This window comes from Nostoc sp. DedSLP03 (genome assembly GCF_034530815.1).
Lineage (GTDB): Bacteria > Cyanobacteriota > Cyanobacteriia > Cyanobacteriales > Nostocaceae > Nostoc.
In genome coordinates, this window is the sequence record NZ_JAVRCK010000008.1 from 104,051 (window position 1) to 122,338 (window position 18,288).

Here is an 18,288-nt window from a genome sequence, read left to right on the forward strand (position 1 = left end):
CTCTAGATAGATTAGAAAAATACTAAAGCTTTTTAAAATCATTAAAAAAGCAAAACTTTTTTAATCCATAATTTCCTGATTTAAAAATTAAAGTTGTCAGGGTAATACTACTATACGCAAAAAGCAAAACTATCATGAAGGTCTTGCAAATATTGAGATATTCACAACGAATACAAGTTTTAAAAATATCGAAAGCATTATGAGCTATTCCCCTTACCTGCTCAAAGGTCAAAAAGCACTTGTGACAGGTGCTAGTTCTGGCATTGGTCAAGCGATCGCTCGCTATTTAGCTTTATCGGGTGCAGCAGTAGCCGTCAATTATCGTTCGGAAGCTGAATCAGCCCAAAAACTTGTTGATGACATCAAAGCGGCTAATGGTGAAGCATTTGCGATTCAAGCTGATGTTAGCAAAGAAGACGAAATCAAGGCGATGTTTAGCCAGACAATCGAGCGATTCGGCACTATTGACATTTTGATAAACAATGCAGGTCTTCAAAAAGATTCACCGTTTGTAGATATGACCCTCGATCAATGGAATAGAGTTATTGACGTTAATTTGACAGGACAATTCTTATGTGCTAGGGAAGCTGCAAAGGAATTCTTGCGTCGGGGTATACAGCCCGATATTTCATCTGCCGCAGGTAAGATTATTTGTATAAGTTCAGTACATCAGGTAATTCCTTGGGCGGGTCATGTTAATTATGCTGCAAGTAAGGGCGGTATAAATATGATGATGCAAAGTATTGCTCAAGAACTTGCACCCCATAAAATTCGCGTTAATAGTATTGCCCCTGGTGCAATCAAAACCCCCATTAATAAATCAGCTTGGGATACTCCAGAGGCAGAAGCAAAGTTATTAAAACTGATTCCAGCAAAACGTGTGGGTGATGTAGAAGATATTGCTAAAGCAGCGGTTTGGTTGGCTTCTGATGACTCTGATTATGTCTATGGTACAACTCTATTTGTAGACGGTGGTATGACCTTGTATCCAGGTTTTGCAGACAATGGTTAATTGATAATGCTTACAAAAGTTAGTGTTAACCCTGGTTTGATAACAATCAACGATTAAATTTAGCTGTAGAAGACGTTTTGGCACAAATCCAATGGAAAGTTACCCATCCAGATGGTGAATTAGAAATTTCTGCATAATTATTATTGACTCTCATGGCATCTGATTCATCTCATAAAACTATATTTGCAGCGATGGGCGCTAACTTAGCGATCGCTATTACTAAATTTATCGCCGCCTCCATTACTGGCAGTTCCGCCATGATATCTGAAGGGATTCATTCGCTGGTAGATACTGGCGATCAATTAGTACTTTTGCTGGGAATTCAAAGAAGCCAAAAGCCAGCAGACGATAGGCATCCCTTTGGTTACGGTCTAGAACTTTATTTCTGGACTTTTATCGTTGCTATCCTCATCTTTGCCCTTGGCGGCGGGATGTCAATTTATGAAGGAATCACTCATTTAATTCATCCCAGTCCTTTAGAAAACCCAATGTGGAATTATATTGTCTTAGCTATTGCAATATTATTGGAGGGGTTTTCTTGGACTGTAGCTTTAAAAGAGTTTTTGCCGACTAAGGGTAAACAAAATTTCTGGCAAGCAATCAAAAATAGTAAAGATCCCACAGTATTTACAGTATTATTTGAGGATTCGGCGGCAATTTTAGGCTTATTCGTGGCCTTAATCGGAATCTTCTTAGGACATTTATTTAATAATGTTTATTTGGATGGCATTGCTTCGATTATTATTGGCATTATCTTGGCTATAGTAGCAGTGGTATTAGCGAGAGAAAGCAAAGGATTATTAGTTGGTGAAAGTGCCGATCCGCAAACTATAGCCAATATCCGGTCTTTGTCCAAAACAGAACCAGGAGTGCAAGAAGTTATCCGGGTGCTAACAATGCAGCTTGCTCCCAAAGAAGTATTACTTAACTTAGAAATCCAATTTGCTAAAAATCTTACAGGTGAGGAAATAGCCTTAACTGTAGAAAGTTTAGAAGTAACAATTCGCCAAAAGCATCCTGAAATCAAACAAATTTTTATTGAAGCAAAATCCTTAACTGCCGCTCGGAAATTTTCGCCAACTTCTCAATAAATTTATAATTGCATAAATATCAAACACAGCATTTTCTCAATGCACTCAAAGCTTATCGGCACAACAATGCAGTATGGTAAAGATTATTGATCGAGCAAAAGCTTTTGGCTCACCAGGTATTGAGCCTCGATGGACTCATGCTAATAAAGATGGAGTCGGAACAGCTTACTCTACCTCTAGTAACATTTGGTTTACTCTTTGGAACGGTATTGTCACTGAAATCTACCATCCCACAGTAGACAAACCTCAAATTCGGGATTTGCAGTATCTAATTTCTGATGGGAAAAGCTTTTTCCACGAAGAGAAACGCCATCTCGAATCCAAAGTGGAACCGATGTGGACTCATGGTTTAGGATACCGCATCACTAATTCAGATCCCCAAGGACGTTATGCCGTAATCAAAGAAGTGATTGCCGACCCGCATTTTCCCTGTATCTTACAGCACACCACATTAACAGGAGAAAGCGATTTTATTTCCCAACTCCATTTATATGCTTTGTGTGCGCCGCATCTGGATGTTGAAGGTATGGGTAATAATGGTTACGCTGTAGAGGCTGCTGGACATCGGATTTTGATAGCCGAGAAACAAGGAACATGGCTAGCGCTGGGTGCAACAGTTCCCTTTAGCCGCCTTTCTTGTGGTTACGTCGGTGAAAGTGATGGTTGGACAGATTTAGCTGATAATTTCCAGATGGATTGGGAGTTTGATAATGCTGTAGATGGCAATCTGGCTTTGACTGGAAAATTAAATTTAGATAGTACTAAAGAGTTTACTTTAGGATTGGCGTTTGGTACAAACTTGCATAATGCAATTTCTACACTATTTCAGTCGCTCAATATTCCTTTTGAACAGCAGAAGCAGCAATACAACGAACAGTGGAAGCGATCGCGCCGCAATCTCCGACCGCTAGAATATGTTTCATGCAATGATGGAAAGTTGTATCACAACAGCATTAGTTTGTTGTTAGCACATGAAGACAAAATTTATCCCGGTGCGTTGATTGCATCCCTGGCGATTCCTTGGGGTGAAGCCAAAAACGACCAAGACCAAGGAGGATATCACCTTGTCTGGACGCGGGATATGGTTAGCAGTGTATCAGGTTTAGTGGCTGCTGGCGAAACAGAAACAGCAGTGCGATCGCTAATTTATCTTGCAACCAGCCAGCAAGAAGATGGCGGTTTTGCGCAAAATTTCTGGGTTGATGGCGAACCTTACTGGAAAGGTATTCAACTAGATGAAGTGGCATTTCCGATTCTTCTTGCATGGCTATTGCACCAGCAGAAGACTTGTTTAAAATTCGATATTTATCCGATGGTTCTGCGGGCGGCGGGTTATTTAATTCGTAACGGCCCGGTTACTCAACAAGAACGCTGGGAAGAAAATAGCGGTTATTCACCATCAACACTAGCATCCAATATTGCCGCCTTAATCTGTGCTGCTCAATTTGTTCGTCAACGTGGAGATGAAGCAACAGCAAAGTTTATAGAAGAATACGCAGATTTTTTAGAATCTCACATTGAAGCTTGGACAGTTACTACTGAAGGAACTTTAGTTCCTGGCATCAAACGGCATTATATCCGAATTACTCCTTCAGATATTAATAATCCTCAAGCCGACGAAAATCCTAACCAAGGAACTCTTTTCATCAGCAGTCAACCACCTGGTGAACCAGCAGAATTTCCCGCCAAGGAAATTGTCGATGGCGGATTTCTCCAATTAGTACGCTATGGAATTCGCAAACCTGATGACCCGATTATTGTTGATTCTGTCAAAGTAATTGATGCAGTTTTAAAAGTAGATACACCCGTTGGCCCTTGTTGGCATCGTTACAACCACGACGGCTACGGCCAGCAAGAAGACGGAAGTCCTTATATTGGTTGGGGTAAGGGACGCGCTTGGCCTCTGTTGGCAGGAGAACGAGGACATTATGAACTAGCTGCTGGCGGCGATGTCAAAACATATATTAAGGCGATGGAAGGATTTGCTTCAGATACTTGTTTGCTACCAGAACAGGTTTGGGATGAGGCAGATATCCCTGATATCTATATGTTTTTAGGAAAACCAACAGGTTCAGCGATGCCTTTAATGTGGGCACACGCAGAGTATATCAAGCTGCTACGGTCAACTGATGACGGACAAGTGTTTGATTTTATTCCAGAAGTGGCAAATCGCTATCTAGGCGAAAGAAAGCAGTGTAAATCATTGGAAATTTGGAAGTTTAACCGACAAATCAGCCAAGTAAAAAAAGGTCAGACATTGCGAATTGACGCTTTAGCATCTTTTCAATTGCACTGGTCAGATGATGATTGGCAAACTACACAAGATATGCTTTCTACTTCTACAAAGTTAGGAGTGAATTTTGTCGATATTTCTATTTCTGAGAATCAGCAACAATCAATCAACTTTACCTTTTTCTGGATTGAAAGCAGCAAATGGGAAGGACACAATTATACGGTTAGAATTTCGTAATTCCTAATTTCTAATTTGCCTTTCAATACATTTCGGATCGAAAAGAGCCATTATTATGCAGAATAACTCATCATCCAAACCAACAATTGAATACTGGCACGTCTGGACTGACAACGACGGTATAAGTCATCAATCCCGTTGTCAAATTGAAGACTTTATCGAAAAAGGCATAGCCCCGGATACTTCACCGCAGTGGCTTTCTAATTTGAAGCAGTCCGGTGCTACAATTACCTTTACTGTGCTACCTGTGGGATGGGTTGGTAACTGGCATGAAAACCCCAAACCCCAGTGGATTATACCTTTGTCAGGACGCTGGTTTGTGGAGACTATGGACGGTCAGCGAGTCGAGATGGGGGAAGGCGAAATTTCCTTTGGAGAAGATCAGGGTACGAAAACAGACGCGCAAGGTCATAAAGGTCACTTATCTGGAACAGTAGGCGATGCGCCAGCTGTTTTAATAATGGTGCAATTTGAAAAGACTCCGACTGTAAACCAATCTTGTCGATTTAGGTAAGTAAGTTATAACAATTCAAAATTCAAAATGACGCTCTCTACGAGACGCTAAAAGCGAACGCGGACTCGCTTGCCGCCAGCGCTAACAAAATTCAAAATTAAGAAAGCCAGTTTTGTAGGTTGGGTGCAGCGATAGCGTAACCCAACATAAAATTTGGTGGTAATGTTGGGTTGCGTTTCACTCCACCCAACCTACATAAATATATCTTTTAAAAAACTCTAGGTTTCAACATAGATGAGGTTTAGTATACTCCTTTGGTGAAGTAAACTATGCATAAGCTAATCGTCATTTAAATTGCACCATATTCATGGTAATAAAAGCTGCAAACCCTCTCCCTGGCGCTTACGCCATTTGTCGTGCCATCAGATTAGCAAATAAGCCCTTTTGATTCACTAATTCTTCAAACTTACCTTGCTGAACAACTCGACCGGCTTCAATCACATAAATTCGGTCGGCGTTGCGGATGGTGCTGAGGCGATGGGCGATAATTATGCGCGTTACTCCTAACTGGTCTAAGCTGCTACTAACTATCGCTTGAGTACGATTATCTAAAGCACTGGTAGCTTCATCAAAAATTATAATTCTCGGTTTTAAGACTAAAGCACGAGCAATTAATAGCCTTTGACGTTGTCCACCAGAGAGATTTGTACCCCCCTCCGAAATGACTGTGTGCATCTCCATTGGCATTGACTTAATATCATCGGCAAACCCAGCCATCCGTACTGCTTCCCAGGCTTCTTCCATTGTTACTAATGCGCCACTAGAAATATTTTCAAAAATTGAGGCGCTATTGATGCGACCATTTTGCAGCACTACACCAATCTGTCTGCGCACTGCTGATATATCTAACCCCGATAAGTCCTGACCATCATAGTAAATCGTGCCATCTTTTGGCGTTTCAAATCCCAATAACAGCCTAATAATCGTTGATTTGCCACTACCAGAAGGCCCAACCAAAGCAATCAACTCTCCTGGTTCTGCCTGAATTGTCAGAGCGTCTAAATTCAGGGGGCCATCTTCGCGGTAGCGGAAAGTTACGCGATCGACTTTTACTTTACCCGTTAATCGTCCTGGATCGCTTTTGCTCAGGTCGATTTCCGGTTTAGCCTGAAAGATGGGCTTTGCACGTTCCCAAAAAATGCTGATATCTAATATGCTGACTATGGTATTACTCAGCTGAGTTGCCCCAGCGATAAATATGGCAAAGGCGGCATTAAATGCTAAAAATGTACCTGTAGATAATCCTGTTCCGCTTTCAGATGGGGCTTGGGCGATTAACGTAACTGCTAGCCAAAAGATAATTATCGAGCTGACAGTTGGCATAGCAGTGTTAAATATCGCTAAGATATCTTCAATTACCTCTGTACTCAGCTTGAATTGTAGCTGCTGACTATACTTTTTTGCCCAATAAGCAAAAGCACGGTCTTCTGCATTGGTGACTCGAAGTTTGGACACACCAGCAACCATCTGTACAGTAAAACCAAAAATTTCTCCTTCTATTTCTTCTAAAGAACGCAACTTTTGGCGGCTAAGTAAGCCTGAGATGGTAGTGAAGGCGATCGCTATCAACGCTACTGCGACGACAACTAAAGCTAGACTGGAACTGTAGATAAATAATAGTGCCAGATTTAGTAGAGAGAAGAAGCTGGTAAAAATAGTGCGTAGCACTGTGTCGTTGAGTTTTTGGCGGATTTGAGTGATGGCGGAAACACGAGATTGCAAATCCCCAATTGAATATTCACGAAAGAAAGATACCCGCAAATTAAACAATCTATCCCATAAGGCTGCTTGAGAGTCTAAACTGGCTTTACTTTCTAATCTCAGACCGGCAAAACCTTGGGCGATTTGAAAAATTATCGTCCCAAAGCTGGCGGCTATCAAACCCAAGCCAATTTGCATTAACAATCCTCTATCTGCATCGGGAATAACGGAATCGATGAGGATAGCAGTTGCCAAGGGGGTTAACATTCCCAACAATGCACCCACAACGCCAGTGAGGAAGATAACAATCAGTTCTCGAATTTTCCCCTTAAAGGCAAACAGAAGTAAGGCGATCGCAGTTAAATTATTTTCGGGTACGGGACGATAAAATACATAGGCAAAGGGAGCTAGTTGTTGAGCAGTGCGATTGTTTACAGGTATGCGCACGTGCTTCTCTGGGTCAAAGATTTCGTACTTTCCTACCCCTGCTGGTAGCAATGCAACAGGAAAATTATCTTGATTAGTATATGCTAATAAAGGGCCGCTATCCTTTTGCCACCATCGGTCATTGAGTAATACCCGTCGGATACGAATTCGGGATGCACGGGCGATCGCTTCTAATGGTTCTTTAATCCGCTTCATGTCTTCAGAACGCACAGGTGGCAGAATCTTAATTCCTAATGCCCTTCCCACTGCACCTGCGGCAATCAGCAGCGGTGTACCTGACTGCATCAGTTCGGCTTGCTTAGGTTTGAGAACTGAGGCTAACTCTCCGAAAGCATTAACTTTTACCTGAGAGTTAAGTTGTTGCCGTGCTTGGAATTGAGTCCATTTTGCTGCCAATTCTTCCTGTTCTATTTGAGTCAGAATTTCGCAAAAATCGCTGTGTAATTCGCTCAGAGTAACTTGGATCTCGTTGGAGTTGGGAAGTTTTTCAGTGTGAGAAAAAACTGGCACAATTGAAAAGCGTTCGCGTTCGCGCAGCCTATCGTAGAGTCTTGTAGAGAAGGTATCGCCTAAACAATTTTGAATATTTTGCTCCCAAGTCTGCACTAACTTAATAAAACTTTCTGCCTCGTCTTTCTCTTGACTTATCCATTGTTCGCATTCTTGTGCAGATATTTGCAACAACACAGTATCTTCTATGGATACCGCCAAAAGTTTATGGTTATTAGCCGATATTCCAAACAATGCTTCTCCCGCATTGACACTAAATAGATAACGGCGAGTACCCTCAATACCTTCGTCAACAAGAATAGCAAACACAGCGATCGCACCGGATTCAATTTGCCAAACTGTTAGGGGATTATCTAATACTAAGGATTGATTATCTGTAAGCAGTAGCTTGGAATTACTCATCTGGAGTTAGAGGTGCAATGGTTCTTTGGCAAAGGCGTAGAGCATTAAATTGCCCTTCTACTTCTAGTGGAATGTTAGTAAAACGAATATAAAAATTATCTTGTTCTGTCGTTTTGTCTAAGACTTTAGCATAAATATCTTCACTCATTTGGGAATTACCCTGCATAAATAAGTTCAGTTTCAGATTAGTAAAGGGCTGTAAAGCTAGATAATTTACTTGAGAGTCATAACATACTTGCGCCCCCCTAGCTGACAGCTTTACTAACTTTCCCTCCATGACAGTGTTATTTACATCTTTTCCATCCAAAACTGTATATTTTAAGGGAATTGCTTCTGGCAGTTCCCAGAAAATTTTATCTTCGTCTTGAACAAGATATAAATTGTATTCTCCAGTAATTCCACCTACTTCATAAATTTTTATCGGTTGTTTCACCCCTTTTGCTTGTACTTCTTTATAGCCAATAATTTTGACAATGGAACCAGTCTCATTAATAGTTGATTGCGAAACAAAAATTTGTCCGCCGACTGTATACGATTCAATGCGATAGGTTAAATTAACTTGATCGCCGATAATTCCATATTTAGTCCGTTTTTCCGAACCAATATTACCGACAACTACTTCTGCTGTATTAATGCCAATACCCATTTCTAGCTTTGGAAATCCCATTTGCTGGATTTTTTTGTTCACTGATTCCATTGCTAGTTGCATTGCCACTGCACAAGCGATCGCTCTTGTCGCATCATCTTTTCTAGTGATGGGAGCGCCGAACAAAACTAAAATTCCATCACCCATAAATTCATCAATCGTGCCTTGGTAGTGAGTAATAACATCTGCCATATATCCTAAATAAAGATTAATTATTTTAATTACTTCTTCAGCAGATAATCTCTCAGATATAGCTGTAAAACCTCTTAAATCAGAAGTGAGAATAGTAATTTTCTTGCGTTCACCACCAAGTTTTAAACCTTCAGGGTTTTCTAATAAATTAGCGACGACTTCATCGGTGAGATAACGACCAAAGGTTTTACGAATTGCTCCCGCAGTTCTGGCAATATAGGCAGTCACAGCAATTCCCGAACCAATTAATGTCAGGAATGGTGGGACAACAGGAATCCACCAACCTGCTATAAAGGCTAGATAACTACTACCGATAAGACAGCATCCAGCTAGCAAAATACTAATCAAAGGTAATAATGATTTTATTTTATAACTGCCGCTATATCTTTGTTGCCAGATTAATATTGCACCAATCAGTGACCAAATAAAAATCCACAACCATTCTTCTAATTTAGTCCATGTTCTGATTAACGGGCGGCGATCTAAAGTAGCGCTTAAAATTTGACTGATGGCATGAGCGTGAATAGTTACACCAGCCATTCGTTTAGGTGCTGTTAATATAGTACTGCTGTATGGTGTATAGAATAGGTCTTTGAGACTTTCGGCTGTGGAACCAATCAACACAATTCGCCCTTTTACTAAGTCCTTGGGTATCCGCTTATCTAACACATCCATAATAGATATGTGCTGAAATTTTTCTTGAGAACTCCGATAATTTATTAGTACTTGATAACCTTGGTCTTCAGCCCGAATATAACCACCATCATTACCTTGAAATAATGGGTAAACAACATTACCTGTTTTTACCAAATAATCTTTTGTTTGTCCGACATCAATTTGGCGATCGCTCAAATAAAGATAGGCAAGTTTAAAAGCAAAACTAAACACATTTTCGCCATTTTTGTCTGACAAATACATCAAACTGCGGCGAATTTTTCCATCCCCATCTAAGGGAAAATCATTTGCACCGACTCGATCGAGTTTTTTCAGGGCTGGTGGTGGTGCTACCGCCGAGCTATCTTCACTTTCAGCTACTTTTTGTACGCCAACTAAATTTGGTGTAGACTCAAACACCTTAACTAATGATTGATGTCCAAAACCTACTGGTAAATCTCGATATAAATCCAAACCAATAGCACTGGGTTTTTGCTGCTTTAAATTCTCTAAAACTTGTGCCAGCAACTTGTCAGGCAAAGGCCAATAACCGCGCTTACCAAGTTTTTGCACATCAGATTCATTAATTTCTACAATGACAATCCGCGTATCAATAGGTTCTGGAGAACGTAACAGAAACATTTGATCCAGCGCTGCCAATTCCAACATCTGTAATAATCCACTCAAGCGCAGGATGAATACTAATGCTGCCGCACTGGGAGCAGCAATGAAGATACCACGATATTGCCAAAGTTGTTGCTTGATATGACTCCACATGAATCAATTCAAAATTCAAAATTCAAAACTTGTACTGAGCGTAGTCGAAGTATTCAAAATTAAATACAGTCACACCACTTGCGGGTGGGGTTTCTACCTGCCTTGTCAAAATAGGCAGGGGAGAGGCTGAGAAGGAGCTTGTACTTTGCCTCAGCCAAGCGCCCTGGAAGGGAAGGGCGGGGCTTCATACCCATATTCCGCAACGCTGGAAGGGCTTGCTCCCTCTGCTCCCCGCCCCCTTCCCCTCTACCTCTTCGGTGAGACAAGGATTTTTTCGCCCACAAGGGGCGAGGTTTTAAACCTATCTTTTTTGATAAATTATTTAGTCTTGGCATTCCAAATATCTACTTAAAGGTTTGGAAACTAAATTTTTTAACTCCACTGACTCTAATAATGCTTGCCAATTAGCCATGACTGTGCGATCGCTCGGATCGCTAAGACGTTGCTGTACTAATGTATGTAACACTTCATACCAAATTCCAGATGCAGCATACACTTGGGAAAGCTGCTTGAGATTTGTTGTGGCTAGCTGCTTTGATAAATCATTAGTAGGTTGGATTCGTTCTACCCAACCATCCACAGTGATTCCCTCTCCTACTTCTTCCGAACCGTCAGCGATTGACATATACCAGTGATATTTAGTACCTACTTTCAGACTTGGTGCTTTTGTTGGCAGAGTAAAACCAATAATTCCTAATTGTCTAGGAAGTTTAAAAGTCGTCTCATAAACTATATCCTCACCATCTAGAAGTGAAAAGCGAGCAGTTTCTACTGGTATCTGCGGTATAAACCAGTAAAATGTGGGACGTTCTGCAAGGGTTAAACCTATTTTATTTAGAGGCATTAAGGCAGTTAAAGTTTCTTTACTTTCTAAATACCGGGAACCGCGACGAGTCGCCCCACCAGAGGTAGTTTGTGGCGCATTTCGATTTGGTGGGATAAACTTTTGACTAATTTGCCAATTCTGAAATTTTTGGAATTTAAGTGCTACCGGTGATTCAGCGATCGCCATTCTGGGCAAACTAGACATTACCAATACTGTCATAGATATAGGAACTGCTGCCATGTTTATAAATTTTTGTATCCAACTCATATTAAGTCCTATTAATTTTCAAGTATCTAACAAAGATAAATATTTGCGATCGCACGAAAAGGCGATATTTAGTTAAATTAACTACCAGTGATAAAATCTATATTAACTTTTGTCTAAAAGCTTTGTTAAAGATTTTACCAAAAATTGAAGTAAGTATAACTTAGCACGCTATTCTATGAATTCATAGCGAATTAACCGAAACAAGCTTCGCGCGCCGATATGCGAAACTCTGTACCCCTAACTTGGAGGAAGTAAAGCGTCTATGCCTTGAAATTTAAAACCTAAATTGGCTACCAATTTGCAAAATTATCTACTTAGTATCAATAATAAGCTAATTGTCTAGTAACTTTACCTGTTCATATAAGTCCACCTCTTTTATGAAAAACCTTGTTTTTACTAACTTTTTACTACTTCTGTCAGCCAGGTTAAAAACTTCTATAAAACTAATAAAAGGCTGGGTTTTGCTGTAAAAAATGAATTTCCCTCCTAATCAAGTTTAAATTCTATGTTTAAAGAAATGCTGGTTAATACTCCCCATTTTTCTACCTTTAAGGAAAGTGATATTGATTGGATGTTCAGTGTAGGCAGATATAAAGAGCATCTTCCTAATCAAATTCTCATTCAAGAGGGTGAAGAAATTATTGATACAGTAGAAATTTTATTAGAGGGAGCTTTAAGCATTTGTGTCTCTCTCACAGGTAATGTCAAAGACGCACAAGAAATCGATCGCGTATCGCCAGGGGAATTTGTAGAAACTTTATCTTTTATAGATAATCGTCCTCCGTCTACTACTTTTATCGCTCTAGAATCCTCACGGATATTAGCACTGCCAAGAGAATTATTACTCAAAAAACTGGAGCAAGATACAGAATTTGCTGCGCATTTTTATCAAATAATTGCTGTTTTGCTGTCACAGCAGTTGCGGGGACTCACTGATTTTCTGGCCAAAAACAAAGTAGTTCCAGGAGAATCACTGCGAAAGGTTTTATTTGTGTTTGCTATTTTGAACGATAGCGATATTGATTGGATGATTTCTCAAGGAGTAAGAACTAAAGTTAATCCAGGTAAAGTAATAATTGAAGAAGGGAAACCTGTTGAAGCATTATATATATTATTAGATGGGAAGTTAGGGATTTTTGTTTCCACCCCACAGAATCAAGTTGCCGAAAAAGAAATTGCTCAATCTGTAAAAGGTGAAATTTTAGGGGAAATGTCTTTTGTAGAAGCAACAACTGCCTCTGCCACAGTCAAGGCGATAGAATCTTCTATATTACTAGCTTTACCACAAGAGAAACTAGCTAAACAATTAAAGCAAAATACAGGATTCACAGCCCGTTTTTATCGAGCGATCGCTGTAGTTTTAGTAGATCGAATTCGCGATCGCCTCTTCCGCCGTGGATTTGGAAAATTGGCTTATCAACTAGATCGACTCTTAGCAGAAGATATCGAAGTTGAAGATGAACTCAACTTAGATACATTAGACAACACCGCCTTAGCAGGTGCTAGATTTGACTGGATGATTAAACGTCTGAATCGGGAATCTTAAAGAAGACAGGAGAAGAGGACGCAAAAACGCAGTCAAAAAACTTTCCGTGCGCCCCAATCCCCAGTCCCCAATCCCCAATCCCTCAAGCGAATGGCTGAAGAACAAGATAGTATATTTCGCAAAGAATCACTGGAACGTTTATCTTCTCCAGAAAGATTGGATCGGTTAATGCAGGTAGTCAATCCCGTAGATTGGCTACCTTTGGTGACGCTGGGTACTTTTGTCTTATTGGGATTAATTTGGAGTATTTTTGGACGTATTCCCGTCACAGTCACAGGAAAGGGAATCCTTATTCAACCGAATCAAGTTGTCACTTTTGAGTCACCAATCTCAGGACAGTTAAAAAATCTGAATGTGAAAACAGGACAATGTATAGATCGAGGATATGTCATAGCAACGATCGATCCGACGGATCTCAAACAGCAATTGCAACTGCAACGCTCAAAACTGGGGCAATTACAAACACAAGAACAAAATTCATCCCTGCTTCAGCGACAACGTACCGCTAAAGAAAAAGAGGCGATCGCTTCTGCTAAAGCTAGTTATATTCAACGTTTGCGGGATACTCAAACTCTCACGCCTGCATTTTATGAAAAAGGTTTAAATGCCATTCGCGAACAGCGCCTTAGTTTGCAGCAACGCCTGAATGATGCTGTAACTGTCGTACCTATACTCAAAGATCGATTACAGAAGCGCCAGCAACTCGTAGATGTGGGAGCCATTGCCAAAGATACATATTTACAAGCAGAGCAAGAATATAAACAGGCAACGCAAACCGTATCTGATATCAAAGTGCAGCTCAAGCAATTAGATGTACAAGAAACAGAAGCCCAGCAGAGATACTTACAAAATTTGAGTTCTGTAGGCGAACTGCAAGCGCAGTTAAAAGACTTAGAGACTAAGAGCCAACGTATCGATCAAGAAAACGTAGAAAATTTTAATACCAAAATTAATCAAATTCAAGAAGTTAATCGAGCGATCGCGCAACTAGAAAAACAAATATTAGAAAATAGTCAAATTCTTAGCCCTAGTAGCGGCTGTGTATTAGAAGTGGCTGGTTTTGTCGGACAAGTTACTAGTCCGAAAACTCCGCTTGTCACCTTAAACGTTGGTGACAAAAAAACTTCACTAATTGCCGTCTCCTACTTTCGTGTCGAAGATGGTAAACAAATTCAACCAGGAATGCTCGTGCAAATCACGCCCACTTCCGTGAAAAGAGAACGCTTTGGCGGTATTGTCGGTAAAGTTACCTCTGTTTCTCCCTTACCTGTGACTAAAGAAGGCGCAAAGTCTGTGATTGGCAATCCCGATCTAGTCACAAACATCTTGCTAACTGGGGGCGGAGACATAGAAGTGCGAACAGAAATGGAACTAGCTCCATCCAACTTTAGCGGTTATCGCTGGTCTTCTTCCCAGGGGCCAAAATTAAACATTTCTCCCGGAACAACTACCAGCGTTCGGGTTAAAGTAGCAGAGCAAGCACCAATTACTTATGTCTTGCCTATTCTCAGAGAATTTACTGGCATTAACTGAAGTTTTAGGGGATGTTTGAAAAGTCCTCTTCTTGGGAGCAAAATGTTCTAGATCCCCCTTAAAAAGGGGGACTTTGATTTCAGTTTCCCCCAATTTATCGGGGGTTAGGGGGGAGCAACAAGTGCCTAAAGTCACAGCAAAATACTTTTCAAACAACCTCTTAGGGGAATGCTCTTGTGCAATTGATTCAGCTGTTAATATCCTTAATTCAAAAACTTAATCCCTTACGTCAAAAAGCCCCATTATTAGATTTAGAAACGGCATCAAGTCACATCTTTTCTCGCATCAAAACTCCCACTCTATTGCAAATGGAAGCGGTGGAGTGTGGAGCAGCAGCTTTCGGGATTATTTTGGCCTACCATCGTAAAATTGTGCCTTTAGCAGAACTGCGGCAAAATTGCGGTGTTTCTCGTGATGGTAGCAAAGCCTCTAACATGATCAAAGCTGCGAGAAACTATGGAATGCAAGCCAAAGGTTTTAAAAAGCAATTGGCGCAATTACAAGAACTTCGTCCGCCATACATTGTTTTCTGGAATTTTAATCATTTCTTAGTAGTAGAGGGATTTAAAAAAGATTGGGTTTATCTCAATGACCCAGCTACCGGGCCGAGGCGAGTCTCCTTTAAAGAATTTGATGAAGCCTATACAGGGGTTGTTCTGGTAATGGAACCAGGCCCAGAATTCCAACGCGGGGGTCGCAAACCGAGCTTAATAGGCGCACTCTTTGACCGCTTGCGGGGTTCTTGGGGAGCTATTCTCTATTGTTTATTAGCAGGATTTTTTCTAGTCATTCCAGGGTTAGTTTTACCAGTCTTTAATCAAATTTTTGTTGATAACATTTTGGTAGAAAATCGCGCAGACTGGTTGCGTCCATTGATTTTGGGTATGACAATCACAGTCATTATTCAGGTTTTACTGACATTACTACAAAGACGTTTTCTGAGAAAACTAAATATCAAATTATCAGTGGAAATGTCAGGGAAATTCATCCACCATATTCTTCGCTTGCCAGTGGCGTTTTATGCCCAAAGATTTGCCGGAGAAATTAGCAGTCGAATCAATATCAATACTAAAGTTGCCGAAGTACTATCAGGACAGTTAGCTAGGACTATAATTGATACCGTCATGGTGGTATTTTATGCCTTAGTCATGTTTGCTTATGATGGAGTGTTGACTGCGATCGGTATCTGTTTTGCTGCGATTAATATCTTGACTTTGCAGTGGATTTCCCGACAACGCACAGATATTTATATGCGAATCATCCAAGACCGAGGCAAAGTTGCAGGGACAGAAATTGCTGCCCTTCAGAGTATGGAAAGCCTCAAAGCATCAGCGTTGGAATCTGATTTTTTCTCCCGTTGGTCGGGTTACTATACAAAATTTATTAACGGTCAGCAAGAGTTAGGTATTACTAATCAAGTACTAGGAGTTTTACCTGTTTTCTTAACTAGTTTAAGCTCCTTAGCAGTTTTAGTGATTGGTGGTCTACGAGTCATGGATGGGCATCTCAGCATTGGAATGTTGATTGCTTTCCAAAGTTTAATGACTAGCTTTTTGACTCCAGTCAACTCTCTAGTAAATTTCGGCAGTACCTTACAGGAACTAGAAGGAGACTTAAATCGCCTGGATGATGTATTGCAAAACGCAACCGATTCCGAATTGGATAATCATAATTTACATACCTCACAGTATGCTTCAGCTTGCGAACTCAAGGGATATGTCGAATTAAAAAATGTCACATTTGGCTACTCACGGACAGATGGGCCTCTAATTCAAGACCTGAGTCTTCAACTGAAACCAGGACAGAGAGTAGCCCTAGTTGGTAGTAGTGGTTCTGGTAAATCAACAGTTGCCAAATTGGTAGCGGGGCTGTATCAACCTTGGTCGGGAGAAATTCTCTTTGATGGTATTCCCAGAGAGCAAATTACTAGGGCGATACTTTCTAATTCTTTGGCAATGGTAGAACAGGAAATTTTTCTGTTCGCTGGCAGTGTCCGAGATAATTTGACTTTATGGGATGATACAGTGTCTAATTCTCAATTAGTCCGAGCTTGTAAAGATGCAGTTATTCATGAAGTCATTTTAGCTTTATCTGGAGGGTATGAAGGTAACTTACTTGAGGGTGCTGCTAATTTCAGTGGCGGACAGCGCCAGCGTTTAGAAATTGCCCGTGCATTAGTCAACGATCCCACAATTCTGATTATGGATGAAGCAACCAGTGCCTTAGATGCTGATACGGAAAAAATTATTGACCGAAATCTGCGCTATCGGGGCTGTTCTTGCATTATTGTGGCTCACCGTCTCAGTACCATCCGCGACTGTGATGAAATTATTGTTCTAGAAAAGGGTAAAGTAGTGCAACGCGGTACGCACAAAGAAATGTTGCAGCTTGATGGTTCCTATGCAAGGTTAATTCGGTCAGAGCAAACAAGTGTTTAAGTGGGTCGGCGCAATTAAAGCTAACTGGCGGATGCTGTCATTTGTTTTTTGTCATTAGTAAGGGTTTTAAGCCCATTTACGTTTCCTAACATATTTTGGTTTATTTCACCGACTTACTTAGCATGGCTTCACGTCTTCTCAACTCTCGAATATTCTTGATCGGCTCAAGACCAAGATATTGCCCCCGAATTCTTAGGCAAAGGTAGTTTAAAGTGTCCCTGCGATCGCTTTCACTCCCCGACCATGAATCGCTTACAGCCTCTAATTTATTTAACCATTCTAGATGATGCGATCGCGCTTGTGTCTCGTCTTGCAGCAACAGTGATAGGGACTGAACATCAACCGAGGGGGCTGGAAAAAGTTTAGCCAATCGCCGATTATAAGCGTTGCGTCCCAAACGATAAGCAATTGACATGGCTGGTTCCAAGTACTCAATGTAGTGCCAGTTCATCATTGGCATGAAAATAGTTTCACCAGGATAAAGTACTGCATCATAAGCGTTGGTATATCGGAGAAAATCCGTTTTCTCGGCTTCTGAGAAATTTTCCAGGAAAATACCACTGGTACGGCAGAGATTAAGCCGATCGATCGCATCTAGCTTTTGAGTTTCACGCGGATGAATCAATACAAATCGCTTTGTGCCAAAAACTTGAAACAACAAAACATTACGTTGATCGGCATCATAGTGCAAATGAGCATAATTATTGCTGGCAGCGACAAACATGTTGGAGTATAAGTCGCTTTCATCATTTAAATGTTGGTATGAATTCAAAGGCAATAACTGAAGTAGCTTTTGGGGCGTAGGATACTCAACACAGATATCAAGAGTTGTGGGTTGTGCTTGTAGGAAATCAAGATATGCACCTAAATTCATCATTCGGGGAACATCAGCGGATGTCGAATTTAGCAGATTGGCGATGTAATTTGCACAGATTTGAACTGGGATGTCAGTTAGCCCTGTTTTTACCTTTTCAAGGCTATCCATTGGACGCAGTGGTGAATTTTCAAAGAGATTGGTGATAATCGCTGGACGCTGGGGCAGAATATACTCTCGGTAAAAGATATCTGCTGGAGGTGCTTCGATACGGTCGATGTTGTCGAGAACCACGTTTTTTGATTGCTAAATATGCCGTAATGCTGCTTTAGGCCAGCTTCTATTGTCAACCTTTCTTTTCTTGATTTAACATCAGTGAACTGGGGATTGGGGATTGGGGATTGAGGATTGGGGATTGGGGATTGGGGATTGGGGATTGGGAATTCAA

Annotated in this window: 11 protein-coding genes; 7 read left to right on the forward strand and 4 right to left on the reverse strand. The window is 40.8% G+C overall.

Annotated elements, in window-relative coordinates; all coding sequences use genetic code 11:
- Window positions 1-199: 199 nt before the first annotated feature.
- The 4 genes from RM368_RS06080 (at window position 200) to RM368_RS06095 (ending at window position 5,087) form a co-directional block, all read left to right on the forward strand.
- Window positions 200-1,012 (forward strand): SDR family oxidoreductase, encoded by an 813-nt coding sequence (locus tag RM368_RS06080; protein WP_322693234.1) that lies wholly within the window; start codon window positions 200-202, stop codon window positions 1,010-1,012.
- A 152-nt stretch (window positions 1,013-1,164) separates the two neighbouring features.
- Complete coding sequence (locus RM368_RS06085; protein ID WP_322693235.1) at window positions 1,165-2,103, forward strand: cation diffusion facilitator family transporter; 939 nt, start codon at window positions 1,165-1,167, stop codon at window positions 2,101-2,103.
- Between the two features lie 73 nt (window positions 2,104-2,176).
- On the forward strand, window positions 2,177-4,573 hold the full coding sequence (locus tag RM368_RS06090) for a glycoside hydrolase family 15 protein (protein WP_322693236.1): 2,397 nt from the start codon (window positions 2,177-2,179) through the stop codon (window positions 4,571-4,573).
- 55 nt (window positions 4,574-4,628) lie between these two features.
- The gene (locus RM368_RS06095; RefSeq protein WP_322693237.1) at window positions 4,629-5,087 is read left to right on the forward strand and encodes a cupin domain-containing protein; all 459 of its coding nucleotides are present in this window, start codon (window positions 4,629-4,631) and stop codon (window positions 5,085-5,087) included.
- A 342-nt stretch (window positions 5,088-5,429) separates the two neighbouring features.
- On the opposite strand, the gene RM368_RS06100 is transcribed toward RM368_RS06095, so the two are convergent.
- The 3 genes from RM368_RS06100 to RM368_RS06110 form a co-directional block, all read right to left on the reverse strand.
- Window positions 5,430-8,147 carry an NHLP bacteriocin export ABC transporter permease/ATPase subunit gene (locus RM368_RS06100; protein ID WP_322693238.1) on the reverse strand — a complete coding sequence of 906 codons (2,718 nt, stop codon included), beginning with the start codon at window positions 8,145-8,147 and terminating at the stop codon, window positions 5,430-5,432.
- Window positions 8,140-10,416, reverse strand: a complete 2,277-nt coding sequence (locus RM368_RS06105; RefSeq protein WP_322693239.1) for an adenylate/guanylate cyclase domain-containing protein — start codon at window positions 10,414-10,416, stop codon at window positions 8,140-8,142. The genes RM368_RS06100 and RM368_RS06105 overlap by 8 nt, the downstream gene beginning before the upstream one ends.
- Window positions 10,417-10,738: 322 nt before the next feature.
- The gene (locus tag RM368_RS06110; RefSeq protein WP_322693240.1) at window positions 10,739-11,482 is read right to left on the reverse strand and encodes a DUF928 domain-containing protein; all 744 of its coding nucleotides are present in this window, start codon (window positions 11,480-11,482) and stop codon (window positions 10,739-10,741) included.
- A gap of 532 nt (window positions 11,483-12,014) precedes the next feature.
- Here RM368_RS06110 and RM368_RS06115 point away from each other — a divergent pair.
- From RM368_RS06115 to RM368_RS06125, 3 genes are all read left to right on the forward strand, one after another.
- Window positions 12,015-13,055, forward strand: coding sequence for a cyclic nucleotide-binding domain-containing protein (locus RM368_RS06115; RefSeq protein ID WP_322693241.1), 1,041 nt, complete (start codon window positions 12,015-12,017; stop codon window positions 13,053-13,055).
- A gap of 90 nt (window positions 13,056-13,145) precedes the next feature.
- On the forward strand, window positions 13,146-14,588 hold the full coding sequence (locus RM368_RS06120; protein ID WP_322693242.1) for an NHLP bacteriocin system secretion protein: 1,443 nt from the start codon (window positions 13,146-13,148) through the stop codon (window positions 14,586-14,588).
- Window positions 14,589-14,896: 308 nt separating this feature from the next.
- Complete coding sequence (locus RM368_RS06125) at window positions 14,897-17,026, forward strand: NHLP family bacteriocin export ABC transporter peptidase/permease/ATPase subunit (protein WP_416212215.1); 2,130 nt, start codon at window positions 14,897-14,899, stop codon at window positions 17,024-17,026.
- A gap of 100 nt (window positions 17,027-17,126) precedes the next feature.
- On the opposite strand, the gene RM368_RS06130 is transcribed toward RM368_RS06125, so the two are convergent.
- The gene (locus tag RM368_RS06130; protein ID WP_322693243.1) at window positions 17,127-18,134 is read right to left on the reverse strand and encodes a cupin-like domain-containing protein; all 1,008 of its coding nucleotides are present in this window, start codon (window positions 18,132-18,134) and stop codon (window positions 17,127-17,129) included.
- Window positions 18,135-18,288 lie beyond the last annotated feature (154 nt).

What these genes read in the sequence shown, in the direction of transcription:
- RM368_RS06080 (WP_322693234.1), top strand. Translation starts at nt 200, where the DNA reads ATGAGCTATTCCCCTTACCTGCTCAAAGGTCAAAAAGCACTTGTGACA.
- RM368_RS06085 (WP_322693235.1), top strand. Translation starts at nt 1,165, where the DNA reads ATGGCATCTGATTCATCTCATAAAACTATATTTGCAGCGATGGGCGCT.
- RM368_RS06090 (WP_322693236.1), top strand. Translation starts at nt 2,177, where the DNA reads ATGGTAAAGATTATTGATCGAGCAAAAGCTTTTGGCTCACCAGGTATT.
- RM368_RS06095 (WP_322693237.1), top strand. Translation starts at nt 4,629, where the DNA reads ATGCAGAATAACTCATCATCCAAACCAACAATTGAATACTGGCACGTC.
- RM368_RS06100 (WP_322693238.1), bottom strand. Translation starts at nt 8,147, where the DNA reads ATGAGTAATTCCAAGCTACTGCTTACAGATAATCAATCCTTAGTATTA.
- RM368_RS06105 (WP_322693239.1), bottom strand. Translation starts at nt 10,416, where the DNA reads ATGTGGAGTCATATCAAGCAACAACTTTGGCAATATCGTGGTATCTTC.
- RM368_RS06110 (WP_322693240.1), bottom strand. Translation starts at nt 11,482, where the DNA reads ATGGCAGCAGTTCCTATATCTATGACAGTATTGGTAATGTCTAGTTTG.
- RM368_RS06115 (WP_322693241.1), top strand. Translation starts at nt 12,015, where the DNA reads ATGTTTAAAGAAATGCTGGTTAATACTCCCCATTTTTCTACCTTTAAG.
- RM368_RS06120 (WP_322693242.1), top strand. Translation starts at nt 13,146, where the DNA reads ATGGCTGAAGAACAAGATAGTATATTTCGCAAAGAATCACTGGAACGT.
- RM368_RS06125 (WP_416212215.1), top strand. Translation starts at nt 14,897, where the DNA reads ATGGAAGCGGTGGAGTGTGGAGCAGCAGCTTTCGGGATTATTTTGGCC.